Annotated in this window: 20 protein-coding genes; all 20 read left to right on the top strand. The window is 71.2% G+C overall.

The genetic code is table 11. From position 1 onward, the window contains the following. Positions 1-64: 64 nt before the first annotated feature. Positions 65-751: a hypothetical protein gene (locus ACZ404_RS29895; RefSeq protein WP_468445220.1), complete on the top strand. Its 687-nt coding sequence runs from the start codon at positions 65-67 to the stop codon at positions 749-751. 120 nt (positions 752-871) lie between these two features. Then, positions 872-1363: a hypothetical protein gene (locus ACZ404_RS29890; protein ID WP_468445218.1), complete on the top strand. Its 492-nt coding sequence runs from the start codon at positions 872-874 to the stop codon at positions 1361-1363. A 50-nt stretch (positions 1364-1413) separates the two neighbouring features. Further along, the gene (locus ACZ404_RS29885) at positions 1414-1908 is read left to right on the top strand and encodes a hypothetical protein (protein ID WP_468445216.1); all 495 of its coding nucleotides are present in this window, start codon (positions 1414-1416) and stop codon (positions 1906-1908) included. 214 nt (positions 1909-2122) lie between these two features. After that, on the top strand, positions 2123-3625 hold the full coding sequence (locus ACZ404_RS29880; RefSeq protein WP_404163442.1) for a ParB/RepB/Spo0J family partition protein: 1503 nt from the start codon (positions 2123-2125) through the stop codon (positions 3623-3625). Positions 3626-3720: 95 nt separating this feature from the next. Beyond that, positions 3721-4098, top strand: coding sequence for a hypothetical protein (locus ACZ404_RS29875; RefSeq protein ID WP_346088439.1), 378 nt, complete (start codon positions 3721-3723; stop codon positions 4096-4098). A gap of 131 nt (positions 4099-4229) precedes the next feature. Beyond that, the gene (locus ACZ404_RS29870; protein WP_468445214.1) at positions 4230-4604 is read left to right on the top strand and encodes a hypothetical protein; all 375 of its coding nucleotides are present in this window, start codon (positions 4230-4232) and stop codon (positions 4602-4604) included. A gap of 103 nt (positions 4605-4707) precedes the next feature. After that, entirely contained in the window at positions 4708-5139 is a 432-nt protein-coding gene (locus ACZ404_RS29865; protein WP_468445212.1) for a hypothetical protein, read from the top strand. A 59-nt stretch (positions 5140-5198) separates the two neighbouring features. Beyond that, positions 5199-5813: a cell envelope biogenesis protein OmpA gene (locus ACZ404_RS29860; RefSeq protein WP_468445210.1), complete on the top strand. Its 615-nt coding sequence runs from the start codon at positions 5199-5201 to the stop codon at positions 5811-5813. A gap of 41 nt (positions 5814-5854) precedes the next feature. Beyond that, positions 5855-6652 (top strand): hypothetical protein, encoded by a 798-nt coding sequence (locus ACZ404_RS29855; protein WP_468445208.1) that lies wholly within the window; start codon positions 5855-5857, stop codon positions 6650-6652. Between the two features lie 44 nt (positions 6653-6696). After that, positions 6697-7221 (top strand): single-stranded DNA-binding protein, encoded by a 525-nt coding sequence (locus ACZ404_RS29850; RefSeq protein WP_468445206.1) that lies wholly within the window; start codon positions 6697-6699, stop codon positions 7219-7221. An 86-nt stretch (positions 7222-7307) separates the two neighbouring features. After that, a complete protein-coding gene (locus ACZ404_RS29845) occupies positions 7308-8147 on the top strand; it encodes a DNA-processing protein DprA (protein WP_468445204.1) in 840 nt (279 codons plus the stop codon). A gap of 66 nt (positions 8148-8213) precedes the next feature. After that, positions 8214-8585 carry a hypothetical protein gene (locus ACZ404_RS29840; RefSeq protein WP_468445202.1) on the top strand — a complete coding sequence of 124 codons (372 nt, stop codon included), beginning with the start codon at positions 8214-8216 and terminating at the stop codon, positions 8583-8585. A gap of 9 nt (positions 8586-8594) precedes the next feature. Continuing rightward, a complete protein-coding gene (locus tag ACZ404_RS29835; protein WP_468445200.1) occupies positions 8595-9815 on the top strand; it encodes a hypothetical protein in 1221 nt (406 codons plus the stop codon). 65 nt (positions 9816-9880) lie between these two features. Beyond that, the gene (locus ACZ404_RS29830) at positions 9881-10531 is read left to right on the top strand and encodes a hypothetical protein (RefSeq protein WP_468445198.1); all 651 of its coding nucleotides are present in this window, start codon (positions 9881-9883) and stop codon (positions 10529-10531) included. Then, a complete protein-coding gene (locus ACZ404_RS29825) occupies positions 10528-11049 on the top strand; it encodes a DUF6248 family natural product biosynthesis protein (RefSeq protein WP_468445196.1) in 522 nt (173 codons plus the stop codon). Before ACZ404_RS29830 ends, ACZ404_RS29825 begins: the two co-directional genes overlap by 4 nt. Positions 11050-11189: 140 nt before the next feature. Beyond that, positions 11190-11948 carry a Mom family adenine methylcarbamoylation protein gene (locus ACZ404_RS29820; protein WP_468445194.1) on the top strand — a complete coding sequence of 253 codons (759 nt, stop codon included), beginning with the start codon at positions 11190-11192 and terminating at the stop codon, positions 11946-11948. Between the two features lie 73 nt (positions 11949-12021). After that, positions 12022-13083, top strand: a complete 1062-nt coding sequence (locus tag ACZ404_RS29815) for a phosphoadenosine phosphosulfate reductase (RefSeq protein WP_468445192.1) — start codon at positions 12022-12024, stop codon at positions 13081-13083. A gap of 17 nt (positions 13084-13100) precedes the next feature. Further along, positions 13101-13442, top strand: a complete 342-nt coding sequence (locus ACZ404_RS29810) for a hypothetical protein (protein WP_229917461.1) — start codon at positions 13101-13103, stop codon at positions 13440-13442. Between the two features lie 125 nt (positions 13443-13567). Continuing rightward, complete coding sequence (locus ACZ404_RS29805) at positions 13568-14272, top strand: hypothetical protein (RefSeq protein WP_215188066.1); 705 nt, start codon at positions 13568-13570, stop codon at positions 14270-14272. Between the two features lie 425 nt (positions 14273-14697). Beyond that, positions 14698-15612 (top strand): replication-relaxation family protein, encoded by a 915-nt coding sequence (locus tag ACZ404_RS29800; RefSeq protein ID WP_468445190.1) that lies wholly within the window; start codon positions 14698-14700, stop codon positions 15610-15612. Position 15613 lies beyond the last annotated feature (1 nt).

Raw genomic sequence — 15613 nt, 5'->3', positions numbered from 1 at the left:
GCCCCCTCCCCGGCCGGGCAACTGCCCCGACCCCGCAGGCCCCTTGCACGGATGGAGTTCCGTCATGCCCCGACGCCGCCCCAAGCCGCCCGTCCGGTACGCCGTCACCGGGCACGAAGGAGCCCACCAGGTCGTAGACCAGCTCCACGGGTACACGCTCAGCAGCCACACAACCCGCCCGGCCGCGGAGGACGCAGCGCGCGAACTGGCCTCCAACCCCACGGCCGCCATCGCGGCCGTGGAGGCACTCGACGCCGCCCAGAGCGGCCCGGCGGCCACCGAGCGACGCATCCTGCGCCGGTACGGGTACGCCTGGAGCCTGCGCCAGGACGAGATGCTCTCCCTCATGCGGGAGTTCAGCCACCGCCACCTGGAGACGCTCGTCTCCAACGGGCACCTGTCCATGGTGTTCACTCCGGCCGGCCAGCCGTACTACACCACGCCCGAGCGCTTCGATGAGCTGTCACCGCGCTGGGTGCGCGACGGGGACGAGTCCTTCCCGGCCGCCGAGCCCGCCCGTCTCGAGCGCCCCCGCCCAGCCCTTGAGCTGCTGCCGCAGCGCAAGCGCTGGGAACTGTGCGAGCTGCACGGGATCGCCCTTGGGCGCTGCCTGCTGTGCGGGCCGCGCGAGGACTTCGAGTGCCAGTGGGGCGAGTGCACCGCCAACCGCGTAACGGCGTACTGCGAGCGGTGCGTGCGGCTCGACCCCCGGCGCAGCTTCCCGCTGCCGCCGCACCGGGACCGCGAATAGCAACAAAGCAGCAGGCCAGGGGCTGGTTCACACGTGCCGCAAACACACTATTATTGATGTTGTTGGAGCCCCGATGGCACGCACGGCCGCCCCAGCCGCACGCGAGGAAGGACACCGCCGATGAAGCCCCTCGATCTGGCCCAACTGCTGGCCGCGCCAACCGATCCTCCGGTGCGCGACGCGCTTCGCCGTCTTGCACCCAGATCCCTGGACGCGCTGATCATCGAAGCCCTCTCGGCTACCGAGGAGGCGTGGCGGCAGGTCGCCGTCGACCGAGCCCTGGAGTTCGTAGCGGAGCAGCCCGGCGACGGCCGCCCGGTGGTCGCCGCGTACTTCACGACGACGGAGCGCCGGACCGCGGACGGCATGCACGTCGGATGGAGCCCGTTCGTCGCGGCGCTCGCGAGCACCGAGGACGTTCCGGATCTCAGGCACACCCGCACCACGTCGGTGGCCGTGCCGGTGGGCGAGGCGGCCCTGGCCGAGGAGGTGTTCGCCGATCCGGAGTTGACCGATGCACTCAACCGGCTCGCGGCACTGGACCCGCCCGGGCACGAGGACGTCCTGCGCATCCACCTGCCAACCCGCCAGGTCACCCGCGTGAAACCCTGACTGTCGATCCGTGCGGGCGCTGCGGCGCCCGCACGAAGGAGGTCCGCGCCATGCCGGTTCCGATCCTCTGCCACATCTGCCACGGGGGCCGCTACGAGCCCCGGGATCCGGGGTCCTACGCCTGCCGGTCCTGCGGCAACCGCGCCACCGAGTCGACGTTCCCCGTACAGAGCGACGAACGGCTCGTTGTGCTCGCGGGCGTGCTCCAGGTTCTCGCCGTGCCGGACGGCCACCAGGTGATCACGCCCACCCGGCGCTGCCACGCCCCGCACCTCGGCGCGAGTCTGGTCCTCGCCCTGCGGCTCAACCGGACCCACCCGGTGTACCAGCGTGCTGAGGACGTCCAGGCCGCCGAAGACTTGCTGGCCGCCCTGGACGCCGACGAGCAGGGTCCTTGGGTGCTGTCCCCCGCGCAACTGGGCGTCCTCACCCGGGCTATGGACGTCCGCGATGCACTGCTGCCCTCGGCATCCCGGCAGCACCCGGACTTGGACGCCGAGATCCGGGCCGCCCACCTCCGCAGCCAGCGCCCGTCCACTGCCTGAATCCGGCCGCCGGCCACCCCCGGACGCCCCACGCCACCCGGGCACCGAACGGACGCCGCTCGCAAGGCAGTTCGGAGGCGCAGGTAGCACACCAGACCGGCATTGCCGCTGGTCAGGGGGTATCTAGACCTCACCAAGAATCACACTATTATTTTCAATACAAGGGAGTTGGTTCCCGCCAATTCACCGATGAGGCAAGGAGAAGGAGAGCCGCATGGCCACCGCCGTCTCGACCCCGACCGACAAGAGCGACGAACACGAGGAGGCCGCGCCGCAGGTCGTCAAGCTCGACCCGGCACTGCTGGTGCGCGACGAGTGCAACGCGCGCGAGCACGACACCGAGCCGGACGAGAAGCTCATCGCATCCGTCAAGGAACTCGGCGTCGAGGAGCCCATCAGTGTCCGGCCCCGGCCTGACGGGACCTTCGGCGTCTTCAAGGGCTGGCGGCGCGCCCAGGCGGCGCAGGCCGCGAACGCCGCCGCCGAGCAGGACGGCCGCCCCGTACGCCTGGTCATGGCATACGTGCGGGAGGACCTGGTCGGCCGCGACGGCTGGACGCGGTTTCTGTCCCTGGTCGAGAACGACCACCGCGAGGGCATGAGCGAGCGCGACACCCTTCGGGCCCAGGAACTCGCCCTGATCGACATGACCGACGTCGACCGGCGCACGGCCGCCAAGGCCCTCGGTGTGGGCCGCAACGCAGCCAAGCAGGCGAAGGCGGCGCAGAAGCTCAACGACGCCGTCCTGCGCCGGACAGCGGCGGCAGGCATGGACCTGGAGCAGACCGCCCAGCTCGCCGAGGTCGCGGGCGTGCGGGGCGCGGAGGACCGGCTCATGCGTGCGCTCTCACGCGACCACGCCGAGGGCAAGGGCGGGCGCGGCCACTGGGATCAGGAGATGGCCCTGCTGCGCGCCGAGCAGGCCGACGCCGAGACCCGTGCCAAGGCCGAGGAGGAGCTGAGGGCGGCGAACATCCCCCTGCTGGGCAGGGTGCCGTCTTACGAGAAGGACCCGTCCCGTCCCCTGACGGAGCTCACCAGCGGGCTGGGCAACCCGCTCACCGAGGACAACCACAAGAACTGCCCCGGCCACAGCGCTCGCCTCGACGACGAGCACCGGCCCGTGTGGCACTGCGCCGACCCGGCCGCGTACGGCCACAAGGTCCGGGCCCAGCCGAAGAAGCCCAAGACCGAGGAGGACGAGCACAAGGCCGAGGAGCGGGCCCGGATCGTGGCGTGCAACCGGGCCTGGAAGGCCGCCGCCGGACCGAGGCAGGAGTTCGTCAAGCGGCTGGTGCGCGGCAAGACCCTGCCCGACGAGGCCCGGCTGTTCGCCCAGCAGATCCTGATGGACCTGCCCCGCTTCTACGGCAAGTGGGCCGACAAGCAGCGCACCCAGACCGTGGCGCTGCTGCTCGGAGCCAAGGACCCCGAGAACGACTCGGCCTCCGAGACCGCCGCCAGCTTCCCCAAGAACCGTCTGGCCAACGTGCTGTTCGCCCAGGTCGCCGCCGCGTTCGAGGACGCCATCCGCGAGCCCAAGCAGTTCGACACCGCCCGGATGACGCACGTCTACCTCTGGGAGTCCCCCGACCGGCTCCAGGCCGCCTACCTGCTGCTCCTGGAATCCCTCGGACAGGCCGACGACGGCAGCTACCAGCTGTCCGAGGTCGAGCAGCAGGCCGTCGCCAGCCACCGGCCCAACGCTGCGGCCTGACCCACGCGGATCCGGCGGGTGCCGACATCCGGTGCCCGCCCCGGAACGCCAGACCGACCCCTCGGCCCCATCACGAACCAGGAAAGAGGCGCCCCATGCCCACCCTTGCCGAAATCCGCACCTTCGTCAGCGGACTGTCCGACGTCGGAGCTGTGGTCGCTCTCCAGGAGGCGGCGGCCACGCGTCTGATCGAACTGGACGCTGCCAAGCGCCCGGTCATCCTCCCGGGCCGCATCGGCCGGATCAACACCACGATCACTCCTGCCTGCCTGCGCCGCCTGACCGGCACCGTCGGACAACCCAACAAGACCCGCAGCCGTTTCGACTTCCTGCTGGACGAGGACTCCACCGACCAGCTGCGCCGCGACCCGCACAACACCCGCTTCACCGTCCCCGACGGCGAGAAGCGCTATCGCATCCCGAAGGTCCCGGCCTCCTGCATCGAACTCACCGACATCCCGGCCGACTCCTAGACCGCCCGGACTGGGGCTGAGCCCGCATACCCGCCCCACCGCGCCGCCTCGAATGGCTCCTCCACCCCACGGCCGGGCACACCCCGTGCTCGGCCGGTTGTCCACCCCTCCACGCAGAGAGGCGAACCAGCATGCCCATCACCATCGACGACGTCCGGGACTTCATCCGGCAGTTGCCCGACGCGGCAGCCGTCGCACAGGTACAGGAGGCCGCCGCACAGCGGCTCCGCGCCATCGACAAGGCCGCGTTCGCTCACATCCAGTCCGGGCGCCGGGCCCGCATCACCCCCGCCCTGCGCTCGAAGCTGCTGCGCGGCCTGACCGGCACCGTGCAGGAACGCAACCGCACCGGCAGCCGCGCGGGCTTCCTTCTCGACGAAGAGTCGACCCGGCAGCTGCGCGCCCACCCCCGCAACAGCCACTACCGCATCCCGCAGAACGTCCGTCGCTTCCGGATTCCCGGCAACGGTGTCCCGATCTCCTGCCTGGAGCTGATCGAGGACTGACCCAGCGTGCCTGCGTCGCACCGCCTCGTGCGGCGCAGGCGGATCCGGACCCGCGCGAGGCGGGACAGCCCGTCTGGCTATCCCGCCCCCTCACGAAAGCGACGTGTCACCCACCATGTCCGCCTCCGCACAGGCCTTTGATGAGAGACCCCACCAGCCGGTGCTGGTCATCAGCGACCGCCTCGACGACGACCCGATCGGGTTGCTGCCGTGCCCGGTCCCTGTGAAGCACTTGCCCTCACCTCTGTTCACCTCCGAGGAGTACCAGAGCGCTCCGCTCGTGCTCCTGGATGACCGCAGCTACACGAGCTTCACGCTCCGCCACCTGCCCCACCGGCCGGGCCTGATCGTGGCGGCCGCCGACCCCGATGACGGCACGGCGTATCCGCGGGCCGCGGCCATCGGCGCCGAAGCCGTCCTGCGGGCCGGGCAAGACCTGGCCTGGCTGCACCTGCGCCTGCACGCCGCCACCGACTGCCGCTACGCCCACTGGGAAGCGCTCCTGACCGGTCCGCCCCCTCCGGAGGACAGCTAATGCCCGGCCGTCGTCGCTCCCAGCCGACCCACATTCCCGCGATCCGAAGGACGTCACCGATGCACCCGATCCCTCAACGCTGTGCGCGCCGGCCGCTGGCGGGCGGGCTGGTAGTGCCGTGGGTGTCTCTGATCCACGGCGGCCACGCGGCATTCGGCAGTCTCGACGCCGAGCGGGCCCGTACCGCGTTCCTGCACCGCCTGTGCCAGATCTGTGGCCAGCACCTTGACGAGCGGTGCTTCCTGATCGTGCGCCCGGCCGACGTGACCCAAGGTTGCTCGCCGGAACCGGCGCTGCACCCCGAGTGCCTGCCGTACGCCGCCGCGCACTGTCCCATCCTCAACGGCACGGCCACGCACTACCGGCAGCCTCCCGTCCTGGCCAGCCACCCGGCTGGGCGGCCTTGTACCGATCCATCCTGCCCGTGTCCGTCGCTCTCGCCCGACGAGGGCCACGCCGCCCGCAGCGGCAGCCCGGCCGACCGGTACGAGGCATGGATGATCTACACCCGGAACTACCGTCTGGTCTTTCCGCCGGAGCAGCCCGATGTTCCCGCCGGCATCAGCCTCGACGTGCCCGTACTGCGCAGGCGCGTCCTGCGCACCGCCCAGCTCACGGCCGAGCAGGAACGCCTGATGGGGCTGGTGCGCAGCCTCCTGGACGGCAACCCGTGACCCCCACTCGCCCCACCATCCCTTCGTTGAAGGAGGCTTCCGTGATCACGCCCGACCCGGCCACGCCCGAGGGTGCAGCCGTCATCGACCTGTACGAGCAGATGAACGCGCTTCAGGAGCGCACCGACGAGTGGCCCGGTGCGGACACCGTCGACATCCTCGGCAAGTGGCTCGCTCGCTTCGACTTCGCCGGCCCGGTGCCCCGCACGCGGCTCGTCGCGGGCAGCGTCTGGGTGCTGCGCCGCCAGGACCGTCACGAGGACGAGGTGACGCTGTGGAACGACGAGGACTCCGCGCTGGCCGCCCTGGCCGGGCACGTCCGCAGCAGCTGGGACAACCTGCTCGGGGACGACGGCATCCCGGAGCGCCCACCCCTGAACGACCGTGAGGCCGTCGAGCTGTACTACGGGGCGGACCAAGAACGTGGAGACGAGCACTACTCGCTGTACGCCGACGAGGTCGGTCGGCTGGTGCGGACCCTGCCTGCTCCGGACGGCTTCCGCTTCCCGGACGAGGACGTCTGCGCCAAGGTCAACAGCGCAGCCGTCTTCCACCCGATGGCCGGCCCCGACGACGAAGGCCTGCCCTGCATCGAGATCGCCGGAGTCCTGGTCTTCGCCTACCTGGACGCCGACATGCAGGCCGTGCGGGTATCGGTTCACCTCGACACCACCGACGAGTTGCTCGTCCAGCCCGGGCAGACGGTGCCTTTGCACGTGGAGGTCGAGGACTCCACGGTGTTCAGCGGGGGCGCCACACCGGCGCCAGCGGCAGCCGGAGGGTGGCGGCAGTGGCTGCGAAGGCTGGGCCGCTGGATGCAGCGGACGAGGGGGGATTGACTCAACCTCAGAACACACTATTATTTGAGATAGGAGGTGTACGCATGGCCCCGTCGATCACGCACGTGTCCGGCACCGTCACCAGCGACGTCGAATGCCGCTTCACCGAATCCGGCATCGCCGTCTGCCGCTTCCGCCTCACCGAGACCCCCAGCCAGTGGGACGCCGCCACACAGAAGTGGCGGGACGGGACCCCGATCCCCTACGTGTGCACCGCCTGGCGGGACCTCGCCCGCAACGCCGCCGAATCCCTCACCAGCGGAGTCACCGTCCTGGTCAAGGGCCGCATCACCGAGATCAAGGACAACTCCATCTACCTGAGCGTCGACGACCTCGGCATCAGCCTGCGCCAGCGCATCGCCTACACCGAAGCCAGCCTGCCCAGCCCGGCCGCCGCCGCTCCCGTCACCCCTCCACCGACGCCCCAGCCCGCCGCTCCGAGCGCGCCCCGTCCCCCCACCAGGCAGCCCGGCAATCCTCCCGCCTGGTGGGAAAAGCAGAGGTCCTCCGGCTGGTCCAGCACCGCCACCTCAGGCACCGACGGCTCTCCCCTTCACGTCGGCCGCTGACCCTCTGTCCCTTCTTCCCCTTCACCGCCCACCCCGGCGCGGTACCGGTTCGCCTGCCGGTGCCGCGCCATGCCCGAGAGGCCGCCATGCCCGAGCCCGCCCTGCCCGAACGTGCCGCCCGCGCCGCGCTGGCCGCCCACTTCGCCCCGGACCAGGTCGCCGCCGACCTCGCCGACTACTCCCCTGCCGAGGTCTGGCAGCGGCGCGTGCGCCGCGACAACAGCGCGCGCCTGGCCCAGTACAAACCGCGCGAGGAACTCGACAACGCAACACTGACCTGCCCGTTCGTCATCCCCTCGGACGAGGTCTGGCCCACCGCCCTGGCGGACCTCGGGCCCCACTGCCCGCTGGGCCTGTGGGTCCGCGGCGACGACCAGCTGCCCCAGCTGGCCGCCCGCTCCGTCGCCGTGACCGGCAACCGGAACGCCACCGAGCAGGCCATCACCCGCACGCACGCCTTCGCCGCGGCGATCGCCGAGGCCGGCCACACGGTCACCGCCACACTCGCCTACGGCGTCGACTCCGCCGCCCACCGGGCAGCTGCCCAGGCGGGCCGGGCGACGCTGGCCGTCCTGCCGCGTGGACTCGACCGCGCCCACCCGCACGACCACGCCCAGATGCTGCGTTCCATCCCCGCCGACGGCGGCGCAGTGGTCAGCCTCTACCGGCCCGGCACCGCCGCCAGCGGCGCGACGCTCCAGGCCAGCGCCCGCCTGCTCGCCGCACTCGCCCGCGCGGTGATCCTCATCGAGGCCCTCGACCACGCCGAGGCGACCCGCACCGCCGAGTCCGCCCTCGCCCTCAAACGGCCCCTGCTCGCCGCGCCCCCTGACGGCGACGTCCGCTCCAGCGGCAGCGCCCGCCTGCTCGCCGAGCAGCGCGCCGTCCTGGTCGCGGACCCCGCAGCCGCGCTCGCCCTGCTCTGAGACCCCAACCACCTTCCCGTGCCCAGCCATTCACGGCCGGGCACAGGCTAGGGAGAGGACCGTGCCGTGCCTGAGCACGTCGACTTCTTCGAGGCAGTCGTCACCGCCTACCCCGACGACGCCGACCACGCCCCACTGCTCGCCGAGCCCGTTCACGCGCGCGTGGCCCGCGCCGGCGACGTCGTCGAGGGCGACCTGATCCTGGCCGCTGTCTCCCTGCGCGGCGCCGACTACTTCAACGACCAGTACACCGCCCACCCCGAGCCCTACGACCCGGCCTGCCAGTGCGGCGTGTGCTGCCACCTCACCCACGAACCCGGCCCCGTCGTCGTGCTGTCCAACGGTCATCCCTGGCCGACCTGCGACCCGTGGCTCGCCGACGCCCTGGTCCTCATCATCCCCGCCCAGCCCCTGCCCGACCGGATCGCGAAGGAGTGACGCACCGCCATGCCCAGCACCGCGTTCACGCCGTCGCTGCCCGGCCTCGCTACCGACGACGAGCTGGACACCGTCATCAACTGGGGGCTCGGCGCGGACTCCACCGCCTACCTCGCGCGCATGCTCACCGACCCCGCCGCGCACGGCATCGACCTGGCGCGCACCGCCGTCCTCTACATGGCCACTGGCAGCGAGTGGCCCGAAACCCGGCTGCTGTGCGAGGAGTTCATGCTTCCGCTGCTGCGCTCCCGCGGCGTGCGGTTCGTGCAGCTGGCGCGGGCCGGGCACCTGAAGGCCGACGGGATCACGGTCCTGGACGACTCCCGCCGTCCCGAACGGCTGTTCGCCCGGGGCCTGTGGACGCTGTGGGACGAGCTGGAGTCCGTGGGGACCGTCCCGCAGCAGGCCGGCGTCCGCAAGTGCAGCCTGCGGGCGAAAGGCGAGGTCGGCGACCGGTGGATCACCCAGGTCTTCGGCGGCCGCCCGTTCAGGCAGATCATGGGCTTCAACGCCGACGAGGAAGGCCGCCGCTTCGGCGACCAAGCCGCCTCGAAGGTTCCCGGGCGCACGGGCGTGTTCCCGCTCATCGACTGGGGCTGGGACCGGCAGCAGTGCGAGGCCTACCTCCTGGACCGGTTCGGCGTGCACTGGCCGAAGTCGTACTGCACCTTCTGCTGCTTCCCCACCTCCATGGGCGCGCTGCCCGCCCACCTGGAACGCATGCGCTCCCACCCGGACATCGCCGGTGAGGTGCTGCGCCTGGAGTACACGGCGATGAGCCTCAACCCCAACGCGAAGCTCTACGGCCGCAAGACCCTCCTGGAGATGTTCGACCCCTCGCGGCCGCGGGACCGGGCGTGCCTGGAGGCGTTCGAGCGGGAGCTCGACATGCCGTGGGCGCTGTACCACGTGCGCCGGCTGTTCCTGCTGTCCGACTCCGGAAAGCGGCGGCCGGTGATGCGCTCCACCGAGCGCGTCGACCTCGGCCGCCCCCAGCAGCTCGCCCGGCGACTGATCTCCGTCTCCGAGCGACACCACGTCGACGTCGAGCACGACCCCATCTACGGGCGCGCCCGCTCCTGGGTGCGCCGCCGCGCGAAGGCGTGGCCGATGGCGGAGGAACTCTTCGCCACCGCCCCCGCCCGCGTGATCAACAAGCAGGACGAGGCCTTCGAGGAGGAGTGGGACGCCCTGCTCTCCGGTGCCGCCGCCCAGCTCCCGCTCGCCTGAACCGCCCGACCGCCGACCTTCGGAAGGACCCGTCATGCGCGCACCCATGTCCTTATCCCCTGCCCGTGCCTCGCTCCCGCGCCGTGCTGTACCTGGCAACGCCGTCCGGAGCTGACGTACGGGCCGCCATGCAGGCCGGCCTCCTGGGCTGCATGACGACCCCGGCGCAGGGCAACGTGATCCCGCCCGGTGCCCTGTACGCCTGCGACAACGGCAAGTTCGGCAAGGGCTGGCCCGGCGCCGAAGCCTGGTTCGCCTGGCTGAAGGCGACCGTCGACCGCTACGGCCGAGACCGCTGCCTGTGGGCCGTCGCCCCCGACGTCCCCATGGACGCCGCGGCGACCTTGGCCGAGTCGCTGCCATGGCTGGAGCGGATCCGCGCACTGGGTGTTCCGGTCGCTTTCGCCGCCCAGGACGGCAGCGAGAACGGCCTCATCCCCTGGGACTTGATCGACGTGCTGTTCCTCGCGGGCTCCACCCAGTGGAAGACCTCACCGGCCGCGCACCGCCTGGCCCTGAGGGCGCAGGAGCGAGGCCTGACCGTCCACATGGGCCGCGTCAACTCCCGCCGGCGGCTGCGCATCGCGCAGGCCTTCGGGTGCACCAGCTGCGACGGCACCTATCTCGCCTTCGGACCCGACACCAACCTCCCCCGCCTTCTCGCCTGGATGAACGAACTCCACACCACCCCAACTCTGTTCGGAGACGAGACATGACGACCTGGCTGCGCCTGATCGGCGCATCGATCATGGGCATCCTCGACCCCGTCCCCTCCGGCGTGACCTCCCCGATGACCGAGGCGGAGGGCGCCTGGGTCCGCGCGAACGCCTGGACCAGGGGACTGCGCAAGATCGAGGACGCCTACCCCCATGGCTTCCACCGCTGGTGCTCCTGCGAGCGGGGCATCTGCCACCCCTGCGGCTCCGGTCACCACGCCCAGTGCGTCAGCGCCAGCGGCCCCCGCCTCGACGACTACGCCGGCACCATCACCGACCGCGGCGGCTTCGTCGTCGCCGTGATCCACCACGGGCTCGGCCAGCAGCCCTGCCGGTGGTTATGCCCCTGCCCCGACCCTGCCGACGGCACGGACCCCGTGGACACTCCGGCCGCCCCGGAGAAGAGGCCGGTGCGGCAGCGACGCGGTTCCTCCGTCTCCGACGATCAGCTCACCTTGCTTCCCGGCCTGGATGCGGACCTGTCCGAGAAGACCGCAGCAGACGGGGAGGGACAGTGAACCTCCCGGTTCAAGAGACGCTGCCGTTCGAGGACTTGGCTGAGGCACAGACAGCGTCGCCCTGGTGCCAGCGGTGGCGGGCGGGAAAGCACTCCTGGCGCCACGTCCGCGATGGCGGCTTCGATGCCCGGAACTACCGCGTGGACGTCATCCCCGAGGAAGAGCCGGCCAAGACGTTTGTGGTCGCGCACCACTACTCCCGGTCGTACCCGGCGGTGAAGGTGCAGTTCGGCCTGTACGACGTGTCCGGCAGCAGGCGTCGGCTGTGCGGCGTTGCCGTGTTCGGGGTTCCGGTCAGCACAGCTGTCCTCACCAAGCCCCTGCCGGGGCTGCGCCCTTACACGGAGTCGCTGGTGTGCTCGCGCTTCGTCCTGCTCGATGAGTGCCCTGGCAACTCGGAGTCGTGGTTCCTCGCCCGCTGCTTCGATGCTCTGCTCGCGGACGGGGTACGCGGCGTTGTCTCGTTCGCCGACCCCGTCCCGCGCCGCACCGCCTCCGGCCGACTGGTGATGCCCGGGCACGTGGGAACGATCTACGCGGCGACGAACGCGGTGTACGCCGGCCGGGCAACCGCCCGGACGGTGAAGCTTCTGCCGGACGGCACCGTCTTCCACGACCGGGCAGCGCAGAAGATCCGCCGCGCCGAGCAGGGCCACGAATACGCCGCTGCTCAACTCCTTGCGCTCGGAGCTCCGCGGCCGCGGCCCGGCTGCGACCCGGCTCGGTGGCTGCGTGAGGCCCTGGTCGCGGTTGGCGCCCGCAACGTCCGGCACCGCGGTGTGCACCGCTACGTGTTCCGGCTTGGCCGGACCCGCCGTGAGCGGGAGGAGATCGAGCTAGGTCTCCCCGTGCTGCGGCCCTACCCGAAACGTCCAGACGCCGAGCCTGCAGCGGCGTGAGGTGCTCGGGCACCGCCGCCCGCGATCGGCCGCCAGTCCTGCCGCCCCCCGTTCTCGTCTCCTTGGAGCTGCCATGCCTTCGCGTACCGTCCACCGCCCGCATCGCGCGCCCGACTTGACCTCCTACGACCTGCTCGCGCCCCAGCTGTCCGGCGGCAAGGACAGCGCGGTCATGATGTTTGTGTTCATGGAAGCCGCCCGGGCCGCCGGCGTGGCCGACCGGGTGATCTCCTACCACTCCAGCCTCGGAGTGCTGGAGTGTCCGCCGGTGGTCTTTGGCGGCATCCGTTATCCCGGGGTGTCCGAGCTCGCCGCGCTGCAGAGCGCTGCCTTCGGGGTGCCAGCCGACCGGCACCTGGAGGTCACCCGCACGATGCCGGGCCCGGACGGCACCCGGATGCCGCGCAGCCTGCTAACCGAGATCGCGGCGTACGGGCGCTTCCCGCGCATGGGCAGCCCGTACTGCCGCAAGAGCGCCAAGGAGAGCGTGGTCTCCAGCGCCTGGACGCCGATCGTCAACCGTCTGAAGCGCGAGCTCGGCCGCCCGGTGCGGATCCTGAAGGTCATGGGTCTGCGCAGCGACGAGGGGCCCGACCGCAAGAAGCGGGAGGCGTTCCGTACGGTGCAGGCCAATAGTGCGCGCGTCGTCGACGAGTGGCTGCCCGTCAAGCACTGGTCGACCGACGCGGTCAAGGAGTGGCACGCCGACGCGCCGGTGCCGTACTGCTGGACGTACGATTCGGCGCCCGGTGCGGGCGACTGGGGCGGAACCTCCCGCTGCTCGTGCTCGCTGTGCGTCTTCGCCTCCAGCCACGACGTGCTGCTCTCCATCGGCCGGCGGCCGCGGCTGGCCGACCTGTACGCCGAGGTCGAACAGATCCGAGGCGACAGCTTCCGCGCTGACTGGCGCATCACCGATCTGATCCGGCACGCAGCGGCCTGCGGAGCGCCCGACCCCGGCGTGGTCTGCTCCGACGACGGCCCGGAGTTCACCGCCCTCGAGGGCAGGTCCGAGCGGCTCTGGAGGAGGAGCCCCGCAAGGAGCCCGACCTGGCCCGGCGGACACGACGATCTCCGTGCGATGGCTGTGCCGCTCCGCTCTGAAGATTTCCCACACGTCTCTGATCTTTCTTGAAGGGCATACTGCTGATGATGACGACGACCACCCAGCGCCTCCTCGACCTCGCCGCGGCCGCACCGGCCAGCCACGACGAGGACCTGGTGCTGCTCCTGCGCGAAGCGAGTGAGCTGTACCAGCAGGGTTTTGCAGACCTGCGCGACACGGTGGCGGCCCGCTTCGCCGGGCTGTCCGGCGGGGATCTGGTCGCGGCCGCGACCGCGGCCGGCATGCCGTGCGATGCGTCCCAGGACCGCGACGAGCTGGTCTTGCTGCTCGCCCTGGCCGAGTGGGAGATGACTCCGGCAGCCCTGGCCTACTCGGAGATGGCCCAGGACGCGGCTCGCCGCGGTGTGTGCCTGATCCCGGAGGAATGACTTCTTCCTGGCACCGGCCGGGAAAACCTGGGCAGCGTACTGGACCCCCGCCCCAAACTCCTGCCATTATGTGAGTTGTGAGCCGGGCAGGCCGGCTCGCCTCCGACAGGACGGACGGTTCTGCCATGACCTCGCGCCGTGAGCCTCGCCTGGCCGACGCTGCCGAGATCGCGGCTGAACAGGGCCTGACGCCCGCGCGGATCAGCGGCCTCTACAACGACCGCGCCGAGAACGGCTTCCCCGAAATCGCCGACATGCGCGGCCGCGCCCGCCTGTGGGACCACGCGAAGGTCAGCGAGTGGTTCGCGAACCGCCCGCCGGCACGCCTGCGCGAGCACACACCGCCCGCCCGTGACCCGCAGGACCTGCTGAACGCCGCCGAGGCCTCGAGGTTCCTGGGCTATAAGAACCCCAACCAGGTCACCACCTTCGTCCGCGACCACCCCGGGTACTTCCCCGACCCGGACGTCGTCGAAGAGCTGGGCACCGCCGAAAACCCCTACCGCCGACAGCTGTGGCGCGTGCAGACCCTGCTGGACTGGATGGCCACCCGGCCGGGCCGCGGCAAGCACGCCGGCGCGAAGCGCACTGCCCCCGCACTGCCCGACGTCCCTGTCGACGGCGACCCCGACGAGCTCCTCGGAGCGACTCAGGCCGCGGCACTGCTGGGGTTCAAAAGCGTCAACTCCTTCTCCAGCAGCCTGTCCCAGGGCAATCTGCCCCTGCTGGAAACCCCCGACGCTCTCACGGAGAAGGGCGGGCGCCGACGGTGGACGCGTCGGCGCATCCTCGAGCAGGCCGCCCAACCCCGGGGCAGAAACCGGCGGTGAGCGCCCCTTCGCCCACCGCCCCATAGACGCGGCATCCGGTTACGGGTCGTTGGTCCCTTGCGGGCCGGGTGTCGCACGATGGCCGGCATGGCGTGGCTCGCCACCACGCCCCGCAGCAGCCCTCGGCTGCTGCGGACCGGCCATCGCCGAACTTCTCTTGGGGCCGCCCTCTTCCTGGTTCACCCCCAGCCCCTTGCCGTAAAGCTGGCGAACTCCCCGGCAGGAGCAAGCTGCTCTGGCGCGCGGGCGCGACCCGTGGTCGGGGCCATGGACGTCAGCCACGGCGCAGATCGCGAGGCTGTTTCGACTTCGTGACCATGGTCGGGGCTTCGTGGTCGGGGGTCTGGTCGGGGCCCGCGGGTTTCCTGAAGCAGCAACCGAAGGTCTCCGCCGGAGACCGCCACGGCCGCGGAAGGAAACGTCTCATGAGCAGCGCCGCACGGAGCACTCCGGCGACGAAACTGGCCCCCAGCCCCGCTGAGCCCTTGGCCCACCAAGTGCTGGCGGGGCTCGCCCAGCACCGCATCGTCACCACCAGCCAGTTGCGCCGGATGCTGCGCCCGGACGGCACGCGACAGCTGATGTCCCGTGTTCTGAACAGGCTGCGCTCCGACGGCTTCGTCGACTGCACGGTGCTGCCGGACGCGAACCGGACCCGTACCAACGCCTGGTACCTCACGCAGGAAGGCGCCCGGCTGACCCGGGACCTGCCCGTCCTGCGGGGGCGGCCGCCCTACCCCATCACCTCGACCACGGCAGCGTCGCTGAAGACCCCGCACACGCTCGCCGTCGTTCGCGCTCACCTTGCTTTCGCCGCAGACGCCCGCCGGCTCGGGCACGAGCACGGCCCCTGGGACTGGACCCCTGAGGTGTCCCACTCCATCGGCGAGGGCGAGCGGATCGTGGCCGACGCGGTGATGTACTACACGGTCGTCGAGAGCGAACACCGGCGAAAGCTGCGTGCGTTCGTGGAAGTCGATCGCAGCACCATGAGCAGTGAGCGGCTGGCCGTGAAGCTGATCGAATACGCCCGCCTGTTCCAGTACGAGGCCCAGCCCGTCGGCCGGCGGAGGCAGGCCACCGCAGGTCCCGCCTGGCTGCGCTGGTATCCGGTTTTTCCCCGGGTGCTCTTCGTGCTCACCGGTGCCTCCCGGGCCAGGCTGGAGAATCGGATGAGCGATCTGCAGGCAATGGTCGCTCAGCACCCGCTCGTGGCGGGTCTCGCTCGGGAGGTCCGGCTGGGAGCCGCCGTGCTGGAAGACCTGGAGCAGCACGGTCCCTCCCAGGACGTGTGGATGCCTCTGGTCGGCGGTAATCCTCGCCCGTGGACGGACCTGTGAG

It is taken from the genome of Streptomyces sp. NPDC030798 (assembly GCF_055572275.1).
This window is presented reverse-complemented; position numbering and strand designations above follow the sequence as displayed.